The sequence below is a fragment of the Planococcus sp. APC 3900 genome, assembly GCF_030407735.1.
Classification (GTDB): domain Bacteria; phylum Bacillota; class Bacilli; order Bacillales_A; family Planococcaceae; genus Planococcus; species Planococcus notacanthi.
Genome location: NZ_JASDCT010000012.1, coordinates 33,441 through 48,782, shown reverse-complemented (window position 1 = coordinate 48,782; position 15,342 = coordinate 33,441). Strand labels below are relative to the sequence as shown.

Sequence of the window (15,342 nt, the reverse complement as noted above, 5' to 3'; positions counted from 1 at the left end):
TGATTTATTAAAGAACTTCAGGAGCAAGTGATACGATTTTCATGAAGCTGTTATCGCGAAGTTCGCGGGCAACAGGTCCGAAAATACGAGTTCCGCGTGGACCTTTGTCGTCACGGATAATGACACATGCATTTTCATCAAATTTGATATAAGTACCGTCTTTACGGCGAGCTCCGCTTTTCGTGCGAACGATGACAGCCTTAACGACTTCACCCTTCTTAACAACGCCACCTGGTGTTGCTTTTTTCACGGTACAAACGATTACGTCTCCGATGTTTGCAGTCTTGCGACCAGAACCACCAAGTACTTTAATCGTTAGTACTTCACGAGCACCCGAGTTGTCTGCAACTTTTAAACGACTTTCCTGTTGGATCACTTAGGTAACCTCCCTCCGGAATTTCTTAGGTTCCGAAATTATTTAAATTAGATGATAACCGCTTTTTCTACAATTTCCAATACGCGGAAACGTTTTGTAGCTGATAACGGACGAGTTTCCATGATGCGAACTACGTCGCCCATTTTCGCTTCGTTTAGCTCATCATGAGCTTTATATTTCTTAGAGTATTTTACACGTTTGCCATAGAATGCGTGCTTCTTTTGAGTTTCAACCATTACTGTAACGGTTTTGTCCATTTTGTCAGACACAACACGGCCTGTGTATACTTTGCGTTGGTTACGCTCAGTCATACTTGCAAACCTCCTCTCGATTTATCAGTTATTGCCACTGAGTACTCTTTCGTGAATCACAGTTTTCATACGGGCAATCGCTTTACGTACTTCGCGGATGCGAGCAGTGTTTTCTAATTGACCAGTAGCCAATTGGAAGCGAAGGTTGAAAAGCTCTTCTTTCAGTGATTTCACTTTTTGTTCAATCTCAGCAGTGGTTAGGTCACGGATTTCATTAGCTTTCATTCGATTCACCACCAATTTCTTCGCGTTTTACGAACTTCGTTTTGATTGGAAGTTTGTGAGATGCAAGGCGCAATGCTTCGCGTGCCACTTCTTCAGATACTCCACCAAGTTCGAACATGATTTTACCAGTTTTGACAACGGCTACCCAGCCTTCAGGTGAACCTTTACCAGATCCCATACGAACCTCTAGAGGCTTTTTCGTATATGGTTTATGCGGGAAAATTTTGATCCAGACTTTACCGCCACGTTTCATGTAACGAGTCATGGAAATACGTGCAGCTTCGATTTGACGGTTAGTGATCCAAGATGATTCTAATGCTTGGAGACCAAATTCGCCGAATGCGATTTCTTTACCGCCTTTAGCTTCGCCGCGCATCTTGCCTCGGTGCTCTCTACGATATTTAACGCGTTTAGGCATTAACATATTATTTGCCTCCTTCCTCAGATTTCTTCTTAGTTGGAAGGACTTCACCGCGGTAGATCCATACTTTTACGCCGAGCTTACCATAAGTTGTGTCTGCTTCAGCATGCGCATAATCAATATCAGCGCGGAGCGTATGGAGCGGAACAGTACCTTCACTGTAGTGTTCAGCACGCGCAATGTCAGCGCCGCCTAGACGTCCAGATACTTGAGTTTTGATTCCTTTAGCGCCAGAACGCATAGTGCGTTGGATCGCTTGTTTTTGTGCACGGCGGAAAGACACACGGTTTTCCAGTTGACGTGCAACACTTTCAGCAACCAATCTTGCATCAAGGTCAGCTCTTTTAATTTCAATGATGTTGATGTGTACACGCTTGCCAGTCATAGAGTTAAGCTGTTTGCGAAGTACTTCTACTTCAGATCCACCTTTACCGATTACCATACCTGGTTTCGCAGTGTGAATAGTTACGTTGACACGGTTTGCAGCGCGTTCAATTTCAATTTTAGAAACTGAAGCTTCTTTCAAACGTGCTTCAACATATTCACGGATTTTAATATCTTCGTGAAGAAGTGTCGCATAATCTTTCTCAGCGTACCATTTAGACTCCCAATCACGAATGATTCCGATACGCATCCCAATTGGATGTATTTTTTGTCCCACGAATTATCCCTCCTTCTGGTCAGATACCACTAGTGTAATGTGGCTTGTGCGTTTATTAATTGCGCTTGCGCGTCCCATTGCACGTGGACGGAAACGTTTAAGTGTTGGTCCTTCGTCAACGAATACTTCACTGATGACCAAGTCATTCAGATCCATTTCGTAGTTGTGTTCAGCGTTAGCAGCTGCAGATTTCAATAACTTCTCAACAACAACAGATGCTGCTTTCGGAGTGTGGTTCAAAATCGCAACAGCTTCGCCAATTTGCTTGCCTCGAATTAAATCTACAACTAAACGGACTTTACGAGGAGCAATACGTACTGTTCTAGCGACAGCTTTTGCTTGCATAGGGAAATCCTCCTCTCAATTAACGTCTTGTTTTCTTATCGTCTGCACCATGACTAGCGTATTTGCGTGTTGGAGCGAATTCGCCTAGTTTATGGCCCACCATGTCTTCAGTCACATATACTGGAATGTGTTTATGACCATCGTATACTGCGATTGTTTGTCCGATGAATGTCGGGAAAATTGTAGAACGGCGAGACCAAGTTTTGATCACTTGTTTTTTCTCAGAGTCCTTTTGTGCTTCAACTTTTTTCATAAGATGATCATCAACAAAAGGTCCTTTTTTCAAGCTGCGGCCCATGTGGGATCCTCCCTTCGTGATTGCACCACGGTTCTTTCGGCGAACCGTAGCGGAATCAAATTATTTTTTACGACGACGCACGATGAATTTATCGGATTTGTTCGTTTTCTTACGTGTCTTGTATCCAAGAGTAGGTTTGCCCCATGGAGACATAGGTGATTTACGTCCGATTGGCGAACGTCCTTCACCACCACCGTGTGGGTGATCGTTAGGGTTCATTACAGATCCGCGGACTGTTGGGCGGTTGCCTTTCCAGCGGTTACGTCCTGCTTTACCAATGTTGATCAATTCGTGCTGCTCATTTCCTACTGCACCGATAGTAGCGCGGCAAGTAGCAAGGATCATGCGAACTTCGCCTGATTGCAAACGAACTGTTACGTATTTACCTTCTTTACCCAATACTTGAGCTGAAGTTCCTGCAGAACGAACTAGTTGTCCGCCGCCGCCTGGCTTCAATTCGATGTTATGGATTGTAGAACCCATTGGGATGTTTGACAACGGCAAAGCGTTACCTGCCTTGATGTCTGCTTCAACACCTGACATGATTTGAGTTCCAACTTCGACTCCTTTAGGAGCTAGGATGTAACGTTTCTCACCATCAGCGTAATGAATCAAAGCGATGTTTGCAGAACGGTTTGGATCGTACTCGATTGTAGCAACGCGTCCTGGAATGCCATCTTTGTTACGTTTGAAATCAATCACACGGTATTGGCGTTTATGTCCACCACCGTGGTGGCGTACAGTAATTTTACCTTGGTTGTTACGGCCGCCTTTACGCTTTACAGGTCGTAAAAGCGATTTTTCAGGTTTGTTCGTAGTGATTTCAGCGAAATCTGAAGTTGTCATGTTACGACGACCGTTAGTGGTAGGTTTATATTTTCTTATGCCCACGTTGTTTCCCTCCTTCTTTAGTAGTTCTTTAAGAACTTATCGAAATTAAATTTCGAACAACTCGATATCTTTAGATTCAGCAGTCAATTTAACAATCGCTTTACGGCGTTTGTTTGTGTATCCTGCGTGTTTGCCCATACGCTTGAATTTGCCTTTGTAGTTCATGATGTTGACTTTCTCAACTTTCACGCCAAAGATCTCCTGCACGGCTTGTTTAACTTGTGTTTTGTTTGCGCGAGTGTCCACTTCAAAAGTGTACTTTTTCTCTGCCATTACTTCAGATGATTGCTCAGTAATGACCGGACGCTTTATTACATCACGTGCTTCCATTAACTAAGCACCTCCTCAATTTTTTCAATCGCTGCTTTTGTCATAACAATCTTGTCATGTCCAAGCAAGTCTAAGACGTTAATGCCATCTGCTGCTACCACTGTCATTCCTTTAAGGTTACGTGCAGATTTTGCAACGTTCTCATCAAGGTCAGCAGTTACGAACAAAGCTTTTTTGCCAATTGAAAGATCTTGGATCAACTGGTTGAATGCTTTTGTTTTTGGTGCATCAAATGTCAACCCTTCAAGTACCATCAGGTTTTCTCCAGCTACTGTAGATGAAAGCGCAGAGCGTAGAGCCAAACGACGGACTTTCTTAGGAAGTTTGTAGCTATAGCTACGTGGAGTTGGACCGAATACGATACCGCCTCCGCGCCATTGTGGTGAACGGATCGACCCTTGACGAGCACGGCCAGTTCCTTTTTGACGCCATGGTTTTTTACCACCACCAGCTACTTCAGAACGATTTTTTACTTTATGGTTACCTTGACGAAGTGAAGCGCGTTGAGACACTACTGCGTCAAATAACACTGATTCATTTGGTTCGATACCGAATACATAGTCGTTCAATTCGATGTCGCCAACTTGTGAACCTGTTTGATTTAATAAAGCTACTTTAGGCATTCTTGTTTCCTCCTTTCTCTAAAAAATTATTATTTCGCTTTAATTGCCGATTTAACACGGATCAATGCTTTGCGAGAACCAGGAACATTACCTTTAACAAGAAGCAGGTTACGTTCAAGATCAACTTTCACGATTGAAAGGTTTTGAATCGTAATTGTCGTGCCACCCATTTGACCAGGTAATTTCTTCTGTTTGAATACGCGGTTAGGAGCAACCGGACCCATTGAACCAGGACGACGGTGGTAACGTGAACCGTGTGTCATTGGTCCGCGAGATTGTCCGTGGCGTTTAATAACACCTTGGAAACCTTTACCTTTTGTTGTTCCTGTGACATCTACTACATCGCCTTCTGCGAATACATCTACTTTGACTTCTTGACCAATCTCGTAATCAGCTAAGTTTACATTGCGAAGTTCGCGAATGAAGCGCTTAGGAGCAGTGTTCGCTTTTGCTACGTGTCCTTTAGAAGGTTTGTTGGAAAGCTTTTCGCGCTTGTCTTCAAAACCTAATTGGATTGCTTCGTAGCCGTCAACCTCAACTGTTTTCTTTTGAAGTACTACGTTTGGAGCAGCTTCAATAACAGTTACAGGGATTAAATCACCGTTCTCAGCAAAAACTTGCGTCATACCGATTTTTCTACCTAAGATTCCTTTGGTCATGTTGTCACACCTCCTGTGATTATTTATGTTTTCTATTTTCGTTTACCGATTAAAGTTTAATTTCAATGTCAACGCCTGACGGTAAATCAAGTTTCATCAACGCATCGACAGTTTGTGGTGTCGGGTTAACGATATCGATTAGACGTTTGTGTGTGCGCATTTCAAATTGCTCACGAGAATCTTTGTACTTATGGACAGCACGCAAGATTGTGTAGACCGATCTTTCAGTCGGCAACGGTATCGGACCCGATACACTTGCACCTGAACGTTTAGCGGTTTCTACAATTTTCTCAGCAGACTGATCTAGAATTCTATGATCATATGCTTTTAAACGGATACGAATTTTTTGTTTTGCCATTATTTTCCCTCCTTTTCGCCTATTTTTGATAGACATTCTCCACGAAAATTTTCCAATCACTCGCCATGGCAAAGCGGCCGGGTGTATCGGTAACCTCTCGCTTCATCGCAGTCAAAGACCAACATTAACCATTATACAAAAGAAAAAAGAATTCCGCAAGTGTTTCCACGAAATTCTTTCTTATTCGCTTTTTTTATTATAACAGGATATTTTAGAACTTCAAGCATGACGATAATAGTCCGAACATTTCGAGCTTAACCCAGCACCATGACAGCAATCCAACCGAAAATCACCAGCGGTATATTGTAGTGGAGGAAGGTCGGCACGCATGTATCCCAGATATGGTTGTGCTGTCCGTCGACGTTCAATCCGGCTGTCGGGCCCAAAGTTGAGTCAGAAGCTGGTGACCCAGCATCTCCTAGCGCCCCTGCTGTACCAATCAGTGCAATGATCGCCATTGTGGAGAATTCGAACTCCAGGCTCAAAGGTACAAAGATGGCAGCAATAATCGGGATCGTTGCAAACGATGAGCCGATGCCCATCGTCACGAACAGGCCAACGATCAGCATTGCCAGCGCCGCAACACCCTTGTTGCCGGCAAACAGTTCAGATACGCTGGCAACCAATGGGGCAACGGCTCCTGTTGCCTGGATGACCGAGGCAAATCCATTTGCACTAATCATAACAAAACCGATAAAAGCCATCATGCGCATGCCTTCTGTAAGCACATCGTCCGCTTCACGCCATTTCATGGCACCGAAGACATACAGCACAAGAATTCCGGCAAGTGCACCGATGATCATCGAATCCGTCTGGATCTGAGCAATCAAAGCCGCAACTAATGCTGCGATCGTCACGATGACATCTTTTGTGGAAGCTGTCTTTTTCAGAGTTTCTTCTATAGAAGTAGAGGCTTTATGATAATCACGTGGTTTGCGGTAAGAGATGAACACTGCAATGATTAATCCGACCAATAGACCTGCGACTGGAATGGCCATGGCTTTTGGAATATCGGCCATATCAATCGCCAAACCTGCAAGTTCCATCTGCGTAAAAACAATCTTATGAAAAATCAGCCCAAAGCCATAAGGCAATAAAATATAAGGAGCTGTCAGACCGAACGTCAAGACAGCCGCGATCAAGCGGCGGTCGATCCGCAACTCATTCAAGATGTGCAAAATCGGCGGAACCAGTAACGGAATAAAAGCGATGTGAATCGGAATCAGGTTTTGCGAAAAGATGGCCATTGCCAGCAGCGCCAGAATGATAAGAGCTTTCGCTAAATTCGCCCGTGTCGCTTCACCGTCTTTATTGACCAATTTCAAGACGCCGGACACCAGCAGCTCCGGTATGCCGGTCCGTGAAATTGCTACGGCGAATCCACCAAGCATCGCATAGCTGAGTGCTATAGTCGCCCCTGCTCCCAATCCATCTGTAAATGATGTTAATGTATCCATAAATGATAATCCGCCGCTCAATCCGCCTGCAAGCGCCCCAATCAATAAAGCAAAGACGACGTTCACACGCAACAAGCTCAATACGAGCATGACTAAGACAGCGATGACAACTGCATTCATAAGTAACTCTCCTTTAGTTTGCTAAAGCGTTAAAGTACACACTTTAAATTACCAAAACCCGAATAGCTTGTCAATATCCTATAGCCGGATTATTGAAATACAAAAAAGTCCAAAAATAAAAACCCTTTACGGTTAGATGAACTGCCCCTCCATCATTAGGCATAACTAACAATGGAGGGGCAGTTCATTAGGCAAAGGGTTTATTGATGAGACAAGTTATTCGAACAGCAGCCGTCTGGATGCTTGTTCTTTAGTTAGCCTGCCGCTGCTTTTCTTCATAAGCTGCAATATAGGAGTCGTATTGGAAAGTCAACGCGATTTCATCCCAGCCCTTCAACAGCATTTCCTTCCAGTATGGATCGATATCAAATTCATAACGCGTACCATCCTGGCCAGTGACAGTCTGGTCTTCCAAATTGATTTCCAACTTGAATTCCTGGCGCTGCCCTTTATCAATCAGATCGTTCACTTCCTGATCTTTCAAACGGATCGGAAGGATGCCGTTTTTCACGCAGTTATTATAGAAGATGTCTGCATAGCTGGGAGCGATGACTACGCGGAATCCGTAATCCAAAATCGCCCAGGGAGCATGTTCACGAGAAGAACCGCAGCCGAAATTTTCTTGTGCGACCAGAATTTCGGAGTCGTTGAATCGTGGGTCATTCAGCACAAACTCTTCTATGGGTGTACCATCGGCATGGAAGCGCCAATGATAAAAGAGATATTTGCCGAATCCTGTTCGTTCAATACGCTTTAGAAACTCTTTCGAAATGATTTGGTCAGTATCTACGTTTTTGCGTTCAAGCGGCGTCAAGACGCTTGAGATTTTATTGATCGGTTTCATCGATGGGCCTCCTCATTTATGCCTGTCATGCTGATGGTACGGGCTCTTCCATGTAATTGCGGACATCTGTCAAGTGGCCTTCAATGGCAGCCGCTGCCGCCATCACAGGGCTCACCAGATGCGTCATCGATCCCGCTCCTTGGCGTCCTTCAAAATTCCGGTTGGATGTAGACGCACAACGTTCACCCGCAGGAACCGAATCTTCATTCATCGCCAGGCACATACTGCATCCCGTTTCACGCCATTCAAAGCCAGCTTCAAGAAATACTCGATCCAAGCCTTCCTGTTCTGCTGCACGTTTGACCGTTTCAGACCCAGGTACGACAATTGCCGTTACGGATGGATGCACTTTCTTGCCTTTAATGATTTCACTGGCAGCGCGCAAATCACCAAGACGGGCGTTCGTGCAGGAGCCGATGAAAACATGCTGAATATCGATTGAAGAAAGGGGCGTCCCTTCTTCCAGGTGCATATAAGCCAAAGCTTGCTTTAACGCATCTTTATCCGACTGCTTATCGTAATCTGCAGCGGATGGAACTCGTTCGGCAATGCCTGAACCCATCGAAGGGTTGGTTCCCCATGTAACGAATGGAGAAATCTCATCTGCATGGATTGTGACAGACGTATCGTACTGTGCGCCTTCGTCTGTTGCAAGAGCCAGCCAACGGGCAGCTTCTTTTTCAAACGCTTCGCCTTCAGGCACATGTCTGCGCCCTCTCAAGTACTCTACTGTTGTCTCATCCGGACTGATCAACCCGGCGCGTGCCCCAGCTTCAATCGACATATTGCAGATGGTCATCCGCTCTTCCATGGATAGGCCCCGAATAGCCTCTCCTGTGTACTCCATAATATGGCCGGTTCCCATATCGATGCCGAATTTAGAAATGATGGCCAGAATGACGTCTTTTGAAGAAACGCCAAACCCGAGCTTGCCATCGATCCGCACTTCCATGGTTTTTGGTTTTGATTGCCATAGCGTCTGAGTAGAAAGTACATGCTCCACTTCGCTGGTGCCGATACCGAATGCCAGAGCGCCAAAGGCTCCGTGTGTCGAAGTATGGCTGTCGCCGCAGACAATGGTCTTTCCTGGCTGCGTCAAGCCCAGCTCCGGTCCGATCACATGGACAATTCCCTGATCCGGATGGTTGATGCCCGCAAGCGGAACGCCGAACTCATCACAATTGTCCTGCAAGGTTTTGATCTGTTTCCGTGAAATGGGATCGGTGATCGTTTCCCGGTTACGGGTCGGAACATTATGGTCCATCGTTGCGAAGCAAAGATCCGGCCGGCGGACTTTGCGTCCGTTCAACCGAAGCCCTTCAAACGCTTGCGGAGATGTCACCTCATGCAATAAATGAAGATCGATATATAGCAGGTCCGGCTTTCCTTGCTCTTCGAAGACGATATGCTGTTCCCAAATTTTCTCTATGATTGTTTTTGCCATGCGAACCGCTCCTTCCACTTACACATAAGAGTACATGATGTGTTCTGATACAAATTCTCTTTCCAGTTCTTCCACTACTTTGGTGACGAAGCGATCGGTCGAAACGGTGCGTTTCCCGTCGCCTGCCAAATCACCTGTGCAATATCCGTCTTCCAAGACATCCATGACCGCTTTTTCGATAGCAGCCGCTTCTGTATGAAGGCCGAATGAATGCTTCAGCATCATTGCTGCAGACAAGATGGCCGCTGCCGGATTCGCTTTGTTTTGTCCTGCGATATCCGGTGCTGAACCATGTACGGGTTCGTAAAGGCCAAAACCGTCTGAACGGATGCTCGCAGACGGCAGCATGCCAAGTGAACCTGTGATGACCGAAGCTTCGTCGCTCAAGATATCACCGAACATATTCTCAGTCACTACGACATCGAAAGTACGTGGATCGGTAATCAATTTCATCGCTGCTGAATCAACCAGCATATGTTCCACTTCGATATCGGGATAGGCTTTTCTGCGTTCTTCCACAACTTCGCGCCATAGTTTGCTGGTTTCCAGTACGTTGGCTTTATCGACTGAAGTCACTTTGCCTCTGCGTGTGCGGGCAATTTCAAACGCCTGGTTGACGATGCGTTCGATTTCTTCTCTCGTATAAACCAATGTGTCCACCGCTGATTTTTCTGAACGGCGTTTCGGTTCTCCAAAATACAAACCGCTCGTCAATTCACGGACAATGACCATATCCACTTCTTTTGCCACCTCTTCTTTTAATGGCGAAGAAGCAAGTAAAGCCGGCACTGCTTTAACCGGACGGATATTGGCGAACAAATCGAAGTGCTTACGGATGTTCAAAAGCCCTTTTTCAGGACGAAGGTGAGCAGGATTGCTGTCCCATTTCGTTCCTCCGACTGCACCGAGGAGAATCGCGTCACTTTCTTCACAAACATCAATGGTTTGCTGAGGCAGCGGGTTGTCGAATTGATCAACTGCTGTACCTCCGATTGCCGCGTGCTTTAAATGAAAAGTATGTCCATAACGCATTGCAATGGATTGCAGCACTTTTACCGCCGCATCTGTTACTTCTGGTCCAATTCCGTCTCCTGGCAATACCGCTATTGTTTTTTTCATTTTAAATTCCTCCTCTTTCGATCTGTTCTTTTTACACTGCCGACATCCTGACTTTCTTTCCTACCTGGACAATTTGACGATTGACTGCATTCAAGTATGCTTTTGCTGTTGCTTCCAGAACATCCTGTGCGACATCCCGGCCCGTTACGGTCTCTCCGTCATAGCTCATATTGATGACCGCTTCACCTAAGGCGTCGCGCCCTTTGCCGATGGAAGTGACACGGTAGTCCAAGATATGGACTTTGCCTTCTACAATTCGTTCGAGCGTATTGAAAATCGCTTCCACTGATCCGGCGCCAGTAGCTGCTTCGCTGATCAATTCACCATTCGGGTGATAGGCAGAAGCGGTCGCCGTCGGGATATTGGCTGTGCCATATTGAACCTGAACACTTTCCAATTTGTAAACCGGTGTTTCCGTATCATGAATTTGCTGATCAGTCAGCAATACATATAAATCATCTTCCAAAATTTCTTTCTTGCGATCAGCCAACTTCTTGAATTCAGCAAATGCATTGTTCAGCTTTTCGTCTGTTAAATCAAAGCCCATTTTAACGGCCCGGTCTTTAAAGGCATGGCGCCCTGAATGTTTGCCAAGCACCAATTCAGTCGCTGCATCACCGATTAGTTCCGGCGTGATGATTTCATACGTCAACGGATTCTTCAGCATGCCATCCTGGTGGATACCTGATTCATGGGCAAATGCATTTTTGCCGACAACCGCTTTATTCGGTTGAATCAAACTGCCTGTCAATTGGCTGACCAATTGGCTTGTGCGTTTGATTTCATGTAGGTTGATCCCTGTTTCAACATTGAAGATCTGCTTGCGGATATGCAAAGCAACTGCAATCTCTTCAAGCGCTACGTTGCCGGCACGTTCACCGATGCCATTAATGGTTCCCTCGATTTGAGTAGCGCCATTTTCGATAGCGGCCAAGGTATTGGCAGTAGCCATCCCCAAGTCGTTATGGCAATGGGCTGACAACTTCACTTTTTCGATTCCTGCCACATGATCGGTCATGTACTTGAACATTGCCCCGTATTCTTGAGGCGTTGCATAACCGACTGTATCTGGAAGGTTAATCGTCGTCGCTCCCGCTTCAATCACTTTGCGGATAATATGAGCCAAAAATTCAGGGTCTGAGCGGGAAGCATCTTCCGCTGACCATTGGACCAACGGGAAGAACTTACGCGCGTATTTTACCGACTCTACAGCAAGTTCAACGACTTGCTCCGGTGTTTTGAATAATTTCGTTTCCATGTGGATAGGTGAAGTAGCCAAAAAGATATGAATATGCGGCTGTTCCGCTCCTTTTAGCGCTTCCCACGTCCGATCAATATCACTTTGCATCGAGCGGGCAAGGCCCGTTACGATGGAATTCTTCACTGTACCTGCGATTCGCTGCACAGCGTCAAAATCTCCTGGAGATGAAGCAGGAAATCCTGATTCGATAATCGTCACTCCCAGACGTTCAAGCTGGCGGGCGATTTCGATTTTCTCTGCTGTATTCAAGTTGATCCCGGCCGACTGTTCCCCGTCTCGTAATGTCGTATCGAAAATATCAATTTGTGACATTGGCGACCACCTCTTTTTGTTTAGCTTTTTTGCCTTCATTAACGAAAGGCATCATTGCACGCAATTCGCGGCCCACTTGTTCGATTTGGTGAGATTCTTCCGCTTTTTCGATTGCTGTAAATTCTGGACGATTCAATTGGTTTTCAAGCAACCAGCCTTTTGCGAATTTCCCTGTTTGGATATCCGTAAGCACATCTTTCATGCGAGCTTTCGTATCTGCATCCACAATGCGCGGCCCTGAAACAAAATCTCCCCACTGCGCTGTATCGGAAATTGAGTAGCGCATTCCTGACAAGCCACCTTCGTACATAAGGTCAACGATCAGTTTCAATTCGTGCATACATTCGAAGTAGGCAAGTTCCGGTTGGTAGCCGGCTTCAACCAATGTTTCAAATCCAGCTTTTACAAGTGAAGTGACACCGCCGCAAAGAACAGCTTGTTCTCCAAATAGATCCGTTTCCGTTTCTTCTTTGAATGTCGTTTCCAAAACGCCTGCACGTGTAGCTCCGATTCCTTTTGCATAAGCAAGGGCAATTTCCTGAGCTTGTCCTGAAACGTCCTGATGGATCGCGATCAATCCAGGAACTCCAGCACCTGCTTCATACGTACGGCGAACAAGATGTCCAGGTCCTTTTGGAGCTACCAAGAATACATCCACATCTGCAGGCGGCACGATTTGGTTAAAGTGAACGTTGAAGCCGTGTGCAAAAACAAGGGATTTCCCAGCTGTTAATGCCGGTTTGATTTCTGCGTTGTAGATTTGCGTCTGTTTTTCATCAGGCACTAAGATCATGATCACGTCTGCCGCTTCTGCTGCTTCTTTTACTGTAGCCACTTTCATGCCGTCGTTTTTAGCTTGATCGAATGATTTACCCTGGCGCACTCCAACTACTACATCAAATCCGGATTCTTTCAAGTTTTGAGCATGTGCATGGCCCTGAGAACCATAGCCGATCACCGCGATTGTCTTTCCTTTAAGTACCTGTTCGTTTACGTCTTGGTTATAATACATTTTAGCCATTTTTAATTTCCTCCTCGGGTTTGGGTTTTATAGGATGTTCAATTGCGGTGTTTGCGCTTTTTGTGTTTCTCTTACAAACGCGGATACTCCGGTTCGTGTCAGTTCTTTCACACCATACGGTCTCATCAGATCAATAAATGCTTCAATTTTTTCCGGGTCGCCTGTTACTTGGAATGTTGTTACATTTTTGCTCATGTCGACGACTGTCGCCCGGAACGGTTCGACGATGCTCAATACTTCGTTTCTGACTGCTGGCGGCACTACCACTTTCACCAGTGCCAGTTCTCTCATCACCATCGCCTTATCGGTAATGTCATTTACTTTAATGACATCAATTTGTTTCTGCAGCTGTTTCAGCAATTGCTCCAGCTTGCCTTTATCTTCTACATTGACCACAAAAGTCATTTTCGACATGCCAGGCTGCTCTGTGTGACCGACCGAAATGCTTTCGATGTTGAACTGCCGTTTCATCAATAATCCTGTAACGCGGTTCAACACCCCGCTTTGGTTGATCACCGTTGTTGTAATGACTCGTTTCATTCGCCTTTCACTCCGATCATTTCATTCAAGCCTTTGCCTGGTGCAACCATCGGATAAACACATTCCATCTGCACCACCCGGCAATCGATCAACACGGGCTCGTTTGAATTAAATGCTTCTGCAAAAACCGCTTCCGCTTCTTCCATCGTTTCGACTTTATAGCCTTTGATGTCATAAGCCGCCGCCAACTTCACAAAATCCGGTTGAACGGGAATCAAAGATTGTGAATAACGTCCTTCATAAAATGTTTCCTGCCATTGTCTAACCATTCCCAAGCTTTGGTTGTTCAGGATAACAACCTTCACCGGCAGCCGCAGCTCTTGAAGTAGGGACAGTTCCTGCAAAGTCATTTGGAATCCGGCATCCCCTACTATAGAGATAACTTGCTCATCCGGTTTCGCCAACTGGGCACCGATGGCTGCAGGGAAACCAAAGCCCATTGTGCCGAGGCCGCCTGATGTCACCCAGTTGTGAGGGTTATTGAAGCGGTAGTATTGAGCCGCCCACATTTGATGCTGCCCCACATCTGTTGTGACAACTGCATTGCCTCCGGTCAGTCGATGGATCAACTCTACGGCTTGTTGAGGCATGATTCCTTTCCGATCTCTTGCATGGTATTGAAGCGGGTATTCCACTTGGTTCCCGGATAGCATTTCAAGCCATTCTGCAGTGTCGGGGCTTCTAAATGATTGATTAAGCAATTGAAGCAGCGCCTCTTTGGCATCCGCAACAATCGGGACGGCTGTCGGAACATTTTTTCCGATTTCTGCCGGGTCGATATCAATATGGATTACTTGTGCATTTGGCGCAAAGCTTGCAAGATTTCCGGTCAACCGGTCATCGAATCGTGCACCAATATTCAACAAGACATCACAATCACATATTGCTGTATTCGCTGTATAAGTGCCGTGCATGCCGGCCATTCCGAGGAATAGTTCATGTTCGCCAGCAATGCTGCCTAAGCCCAACAATGTGTTGGTAACCGGAATTTGATGGCGCTCAGAGAAGACTTTCAACTCTTCTGTTGCCTTTGCCGCCAAGATACCGGCTCCAGCTAAAATCAACGGTCTTTTCGCCTGTGACAATAATTGAGCCGCTTTTTGGATTTGCAGGTAGTTCGGGTTCGTCGTTGGTTGATACCCTGGAAGATATACTGCCTCTTCTTCTTTATTGGATAAGAACAACTCAGTTGCTATATTTTTCGGTATATCGACCAAGACCGGTCCTGGACGTCCAGTAGAAGCAATATAGAAAGCTTCTTTAATGATTCTTGGAAGATCCGATACTTTTTTCACTTGGTAATTATGCTTTGTAATCGGTTGTGTGATGCCGATAATGTCTGCTTCCTGGAAAGCATCAGTCCCTATTACTGAAGTTGCGACCTGGCCTGTGAAAATGACCAGCGGCAAGGAGTCCAACATGGCATCCGCTATGCCTGTCACTAAGTTTGTTGCGCCTGGTCCTGATGTGGCAAGAACAACTCCGGCTTTTCCAGATACTCTTGCGTAGCCTTCTGCGGCGTGTATGGCACCTTGTTCATGTCTAGCCAATACATGGCGTATTGGATTTTTGTGCAAGGCATCGTAAATTGGCAGTACCGCGCCTCCTGGATAGCCGAAAATCATTTCAACACCCTGACCTTTTAAAGATTGAATCAGTACATCTGCACCATTGCCTGTCAGCTTCTGTTTAACTTCTTCTCTAACTTGTACGTTTACTCCCAATC

20 protein-coding genes are annotated in these 15,342 nt (G+C 45.8%); all 20 read right to left on the bottom strand.

Features of this window, described 5'->3' with window-relative positions; genetic code table 11:
• Positions 1-7: 7 nt before the first annotated feature.
• The 20 genes from rplN to ilvB all read right to left on the bottom strand — a co-directional run bounded on the left by rplN (position 8) and on the right by ilvB (position 15,340).
• A complete protein-coding gene (gene rplN, locus QMA04_RS17295) occupies positions 8-376 on the bottom strand; it encodes a 50S ribosomal protein L14 (RefSeq protein WP_006828938.1) in 369 nt (122 codons plus the stop codon).
• A gap of 47 nt (positions 377-423) precedes the next feature.
• Entirely contained in the window at positions 424-687 is a 264-nt protein-coding gene (gene rpsQ / locus QMA04_RS17290; protein ID WP_008432511.1) for a 30S ribosomal protein S17, read from the bottom strand.
• Between the two features lie 24 nt (positions 688-711).
• Positions 712-912: a 50S ribosomal protein L29 gene (rpmC, locus tag QMA04_RS17285; RefSeq protein ID WP_006828936.1), complete on the bottom strand. Its 201-nt coding sequence runs from the start codon at positions 910-912 to the stop codon at positions 712-714.
• Positions 902-1,336: a 50S ribosomal protein L16 gene (gene rplP, locus QMA04_RS17280; protein WP_038701916.1), complete on the bottom strand. Its 435-nt coding sequence runs from the start codon at positions 1,334-1,336 to the stop codon at positions 902-904. Before rplP ends, rpmC begins: the two co-directional genes overlap by 11 nt.
• A 1-nt stretch (position 1,337) precedes the next feature.
• Positions 1,338-1,994, bottom strand: a complete 657-nt coding sequence (gene rpsC, locus QMA04_RS17275) for a 30S ribosomal protein S3 (protein ID WP_006828934.1) — start codon at positions 1,992-1,994, stop codon at positions 1,338-1,340.
• A gap of 3 nt (positions 1,995-1,997) precedes the next feature.
• Positions 1,998-2,339 (bottom strand): 50S ribosomal protein L22, encoded by a 342-nt coding sequence (rplV, locus tag QMA04_RS17270; RefSeq protein WP_008432509.1) that lies wholly within the window; start codon positions 2,337-2,339, stop codon positions 1,998-2,000.
• 19 nt (positions 2,340-2,358) lie between these two features.
• Positions 2,359-2,637, bottom strand: a complete 279-nt coding sequence (rpsS, locus tag QMA04_RS17265) for a 30S ribosomal protein S19 (RefSeq protein WP_068871362.1) — start codon at positions 2,635-2,637, stop codon at positions 2,359-2,361.
• A gap of 60 nt (positions 2,638-2,697) precedes the next feature.
• A complete protein-coding gene (rplB, locus tag QMA04_RS17260; protein WP_191716880.1) occupies positions 2,698-3,528 on the bottom strand; it encodes a 50S ribosomal protein L2 in 831 nt (276 codons plus the stop codon).
• A 45-nt stretch (positions 3,529-3,573) separates the two neighbouring features.
• Positions 3,574-3,858: a 50S ribosomal protein L23 gene (rplW, locus tag QMA04_RS17255; protein WP_006828930.1), complete on the bottom strand. Its 285-nt coding sequence runs from the start codon at positions 3,856-3,858 to the stop codon at positions 3,574-3,576.
• Complete coding sequence (gene rplD / locus QMA04_RS17250) at positions 3,858-4,481, bottom strand: 50S ribosomal protein L4 (RefSeq protein ID WP_191716879.1); 624 nt, start codon at positions 4,479-4,481, stop codon at positions 3,858-3,860. Before rplD ends, rplW begins: the two co-directional genes overlap by 1 nt.
• Positions 4,482-4,510: 29 nt before the next feature.
• Complete coding sequence (gene rplC, locus QMA04_RS17245) at positions 4,511-5,140, bottom strand: 50S ribosomal protein L3 (protein ID WP_191716878.1); 630 nt, start codon at positions 5,138-5,140, stop codon at positions 4,511-4,513.
• 49 nt (positions 5,141-5,189) lie between these two features.
• Positions 5,190-5,498 (bottom strand): 30S ribosomal protein S10, encoded by a 309-nt coding sequence (gene rpsJ, locus QMA04_RS17240; protein WP_042478628.1) that lies wholly within the window; start codon positions 5,496-5,498, stop codon positions 5,190-5,192.
• Positions 5,499-5,752: 254 nt separating this feature from the next.
• Complete coding sequence (locus QMA04_RS17235; protein WP_290187206.1) at positions 5,753-7,075, bottom strand: Na+/H+ antiporter family protein; 1,323 nt, start codon at positions 7,073-7,075, stop codon at positions 5,753-5,755.
• 250 nt (positions 7,076-7,325) lie between these two features.
• Entirely contained in the window at positions 7,326-7,919 is a 594-nt protein-coding gene (gene leuD / locus QMA04_RS17230; RefSeq protein WP_191716876.1) for a 3-isopropylmalate dehydratase small subunit, read from the bottom strand.
• A 25-nt stretch (positions 7,920-7,944) separates the two neighbouring features.
• Positions 7,945-9,363, bottom strand: coding sequence for a 3-isopropylmalate dehydratase large subunit (leuC, locus tag QMA04_RS17225; RefSeq protein ID WP_191716875.1), 1,419 nt, complete (start codon positions 9,361-9,363; stop codon positions 7,945-7,947).
• Between the two features lie 18 nt (positions 9,364-9,381).
• Positions 9,382-10,482, bottom strand: a complete 1,101-nt coding sequence (leuB, locus tag QMA04_RS17220) for a 3-isopropylmalate dehydrogenase (RefSeq protein ID WP_191716874.1) — start codon at positions 10,480-10,482, stop codon at positions 9,382-9,384.
• A gap of 31 nt (positions 10,483-10,513) precedes the next feature.
• Positions 10,514-12,055, bottom strand: coding sequence for a 2-isopropylmalate synthase (locus tag QMA04_RS17215; protein ID WP_191716873.1), 1,542 nt, complete (start codon positions 12,053-12,055; stop codon positions 10,514-10,516).
• Positions 12,042-13,076 carry a ketol-acid reductoisomerase gene (ilvC, locus tag QMA04_RS17210; RefSeq protein WP_191716872.1) on the bottom strand — a complete coding sequence of 345 codons (1,035 nt, stop codon included), beginning with the start codon at positions 13,074-13,076 and terminating at the stop codon, positions 12,042-12,044. The genes QMA04_RS17215 and ilvC overlap by 14 nt, the downstream gene beginning before the upstream one ends.
• A 27-nt stretch (positions 13,077-13,103) precedes the next feature.
• Complete coding sequence (gene ilvN, locus QMA04_RS17205; protein ID WP_191716871.1) at positions 13,104-13,616, bottom strand: acetolactate synthase small subunit; 513 nt, start codon at positions 13,614-13,616, stop codon at positions 13,104-13,106.
• Positions 13,613-15,340 carry a biosynthetic-type acetolactate synthase large subunit gene (ilvB, locus tag QMA04_RS17200; protein WP_191716870.1) on the bottom strand — a complete coding sequence of 576 codons (1,728 nt, stop codon included), beginning with the start codon at positions 15,338-15,340 and terminating at the stop codon, positions 13,613-13,615. Before ilvB ends, ilvN begins: the two co-directional genes overlap by 4 nt.
• Positions 15,341-15,342: the final 2 nt, after the last annotated feature.

Coding starts and splice junctions, on each gene's coding strand:
- rpsQ (WP_008432511.1), bottom strand. CDS start 687: ATGACTGAGCGTAACCAACGCAAAGTATACACAGGCCGTGTTGTGTCT.
- rpmC (WP_006828936.1), bottom strand. CDS start 912: ATGAAAGCTAATGAAATCCGTGACCTAACCACTGCTGAGATTGAACAA.
- rplP (WP_038701916.1), bottom strand. CDS start 1,336: ATGTTAATGCCTAAACGCGTTAAATATCGTAGAGAGCACCGAGGCAAG.
- rplV (WP_008432509.1), bottom strand. CDS start 2,339: ATGCAAGCAAAAGCTGTCGCTAGAACAGTACGTATTGCTCCTCGTAAA.
- rpsS (WP_068871362.1), bottom strand. CDS start 2,637: ATGGGCCGCAGCTTGAAAAAAGGACCTTTTGTTGATGATCATCTTATG.
- rplW (WP_006828930.1), bottom strand. CDS start 3,858: ATGGAAGCACGTGATGTAATAAAGCGTCCGGTCATTACTGAGCAATCA.
- rplD (WP_191716879.1), bottom strand. CDS start 4,481: ATGCCTAAAGTAGCTTTATTAAATCAAACAGGTTCACAAGTTGGCGAC.
- rplC (WP_191716878.1), bottom strand. CDS start 5,140: ATGACCAAAGGAATCTTAGGTAGAAAAATCGGTATGACGCAAGTTTTT.
- rpsJ (WP_042478628.1), bottom strand. CDS start 5,498: ATGGCAAAACAAAAAATTCGTATCCGTTTAAAAGCATATGATCATAGA.
- QMA04_RS17235 (WP_290187206.1), bottom strand. CDS start 7,075: ATGAATGCAGTTGTCATCGCTGTCTTAGTCATGCTCGTATTGAGCTTG.
- leuD (WP_191716876.1), bottom strand. CDS start 7,919: ATGAAACCGATCAATAAAATCTCAAGCGTCTTGACGCCGCTTGAACGC.
- leuC (WP_191716875.1), bottom strand. CDS start 9,363: ATGGCAAAAACAATCATAGAGAAAATTTGGGAACAGCATATCGTCTTC.
- leuB (WP_191716874.1), bottom strand. CDS start 10,482: ATGAAAAAAACAATAGCGGTATTGCCAGGAGACGGAATTGGACCAGAA.
- QMA04_RS17215 (WP_191716873.1), bottom strand. CDS start 12,055: ATGTCACAAATTGATATTTTCGATACGACATTACGAGACGGGGAACAG.
- ilvC (WP_191716872.1), bottom strand. CDS start 13,076: ATGGCTAAAATGTATTATAACCAAGACGTAAACGAACAGGTACTTAAA.
- ilvN (WP_191716871.1), bottom strand. CDS start 13,616: ATGAAACGAGTCATTACAACAACGGTGATCAACCAAAGCGGGGTGTTG.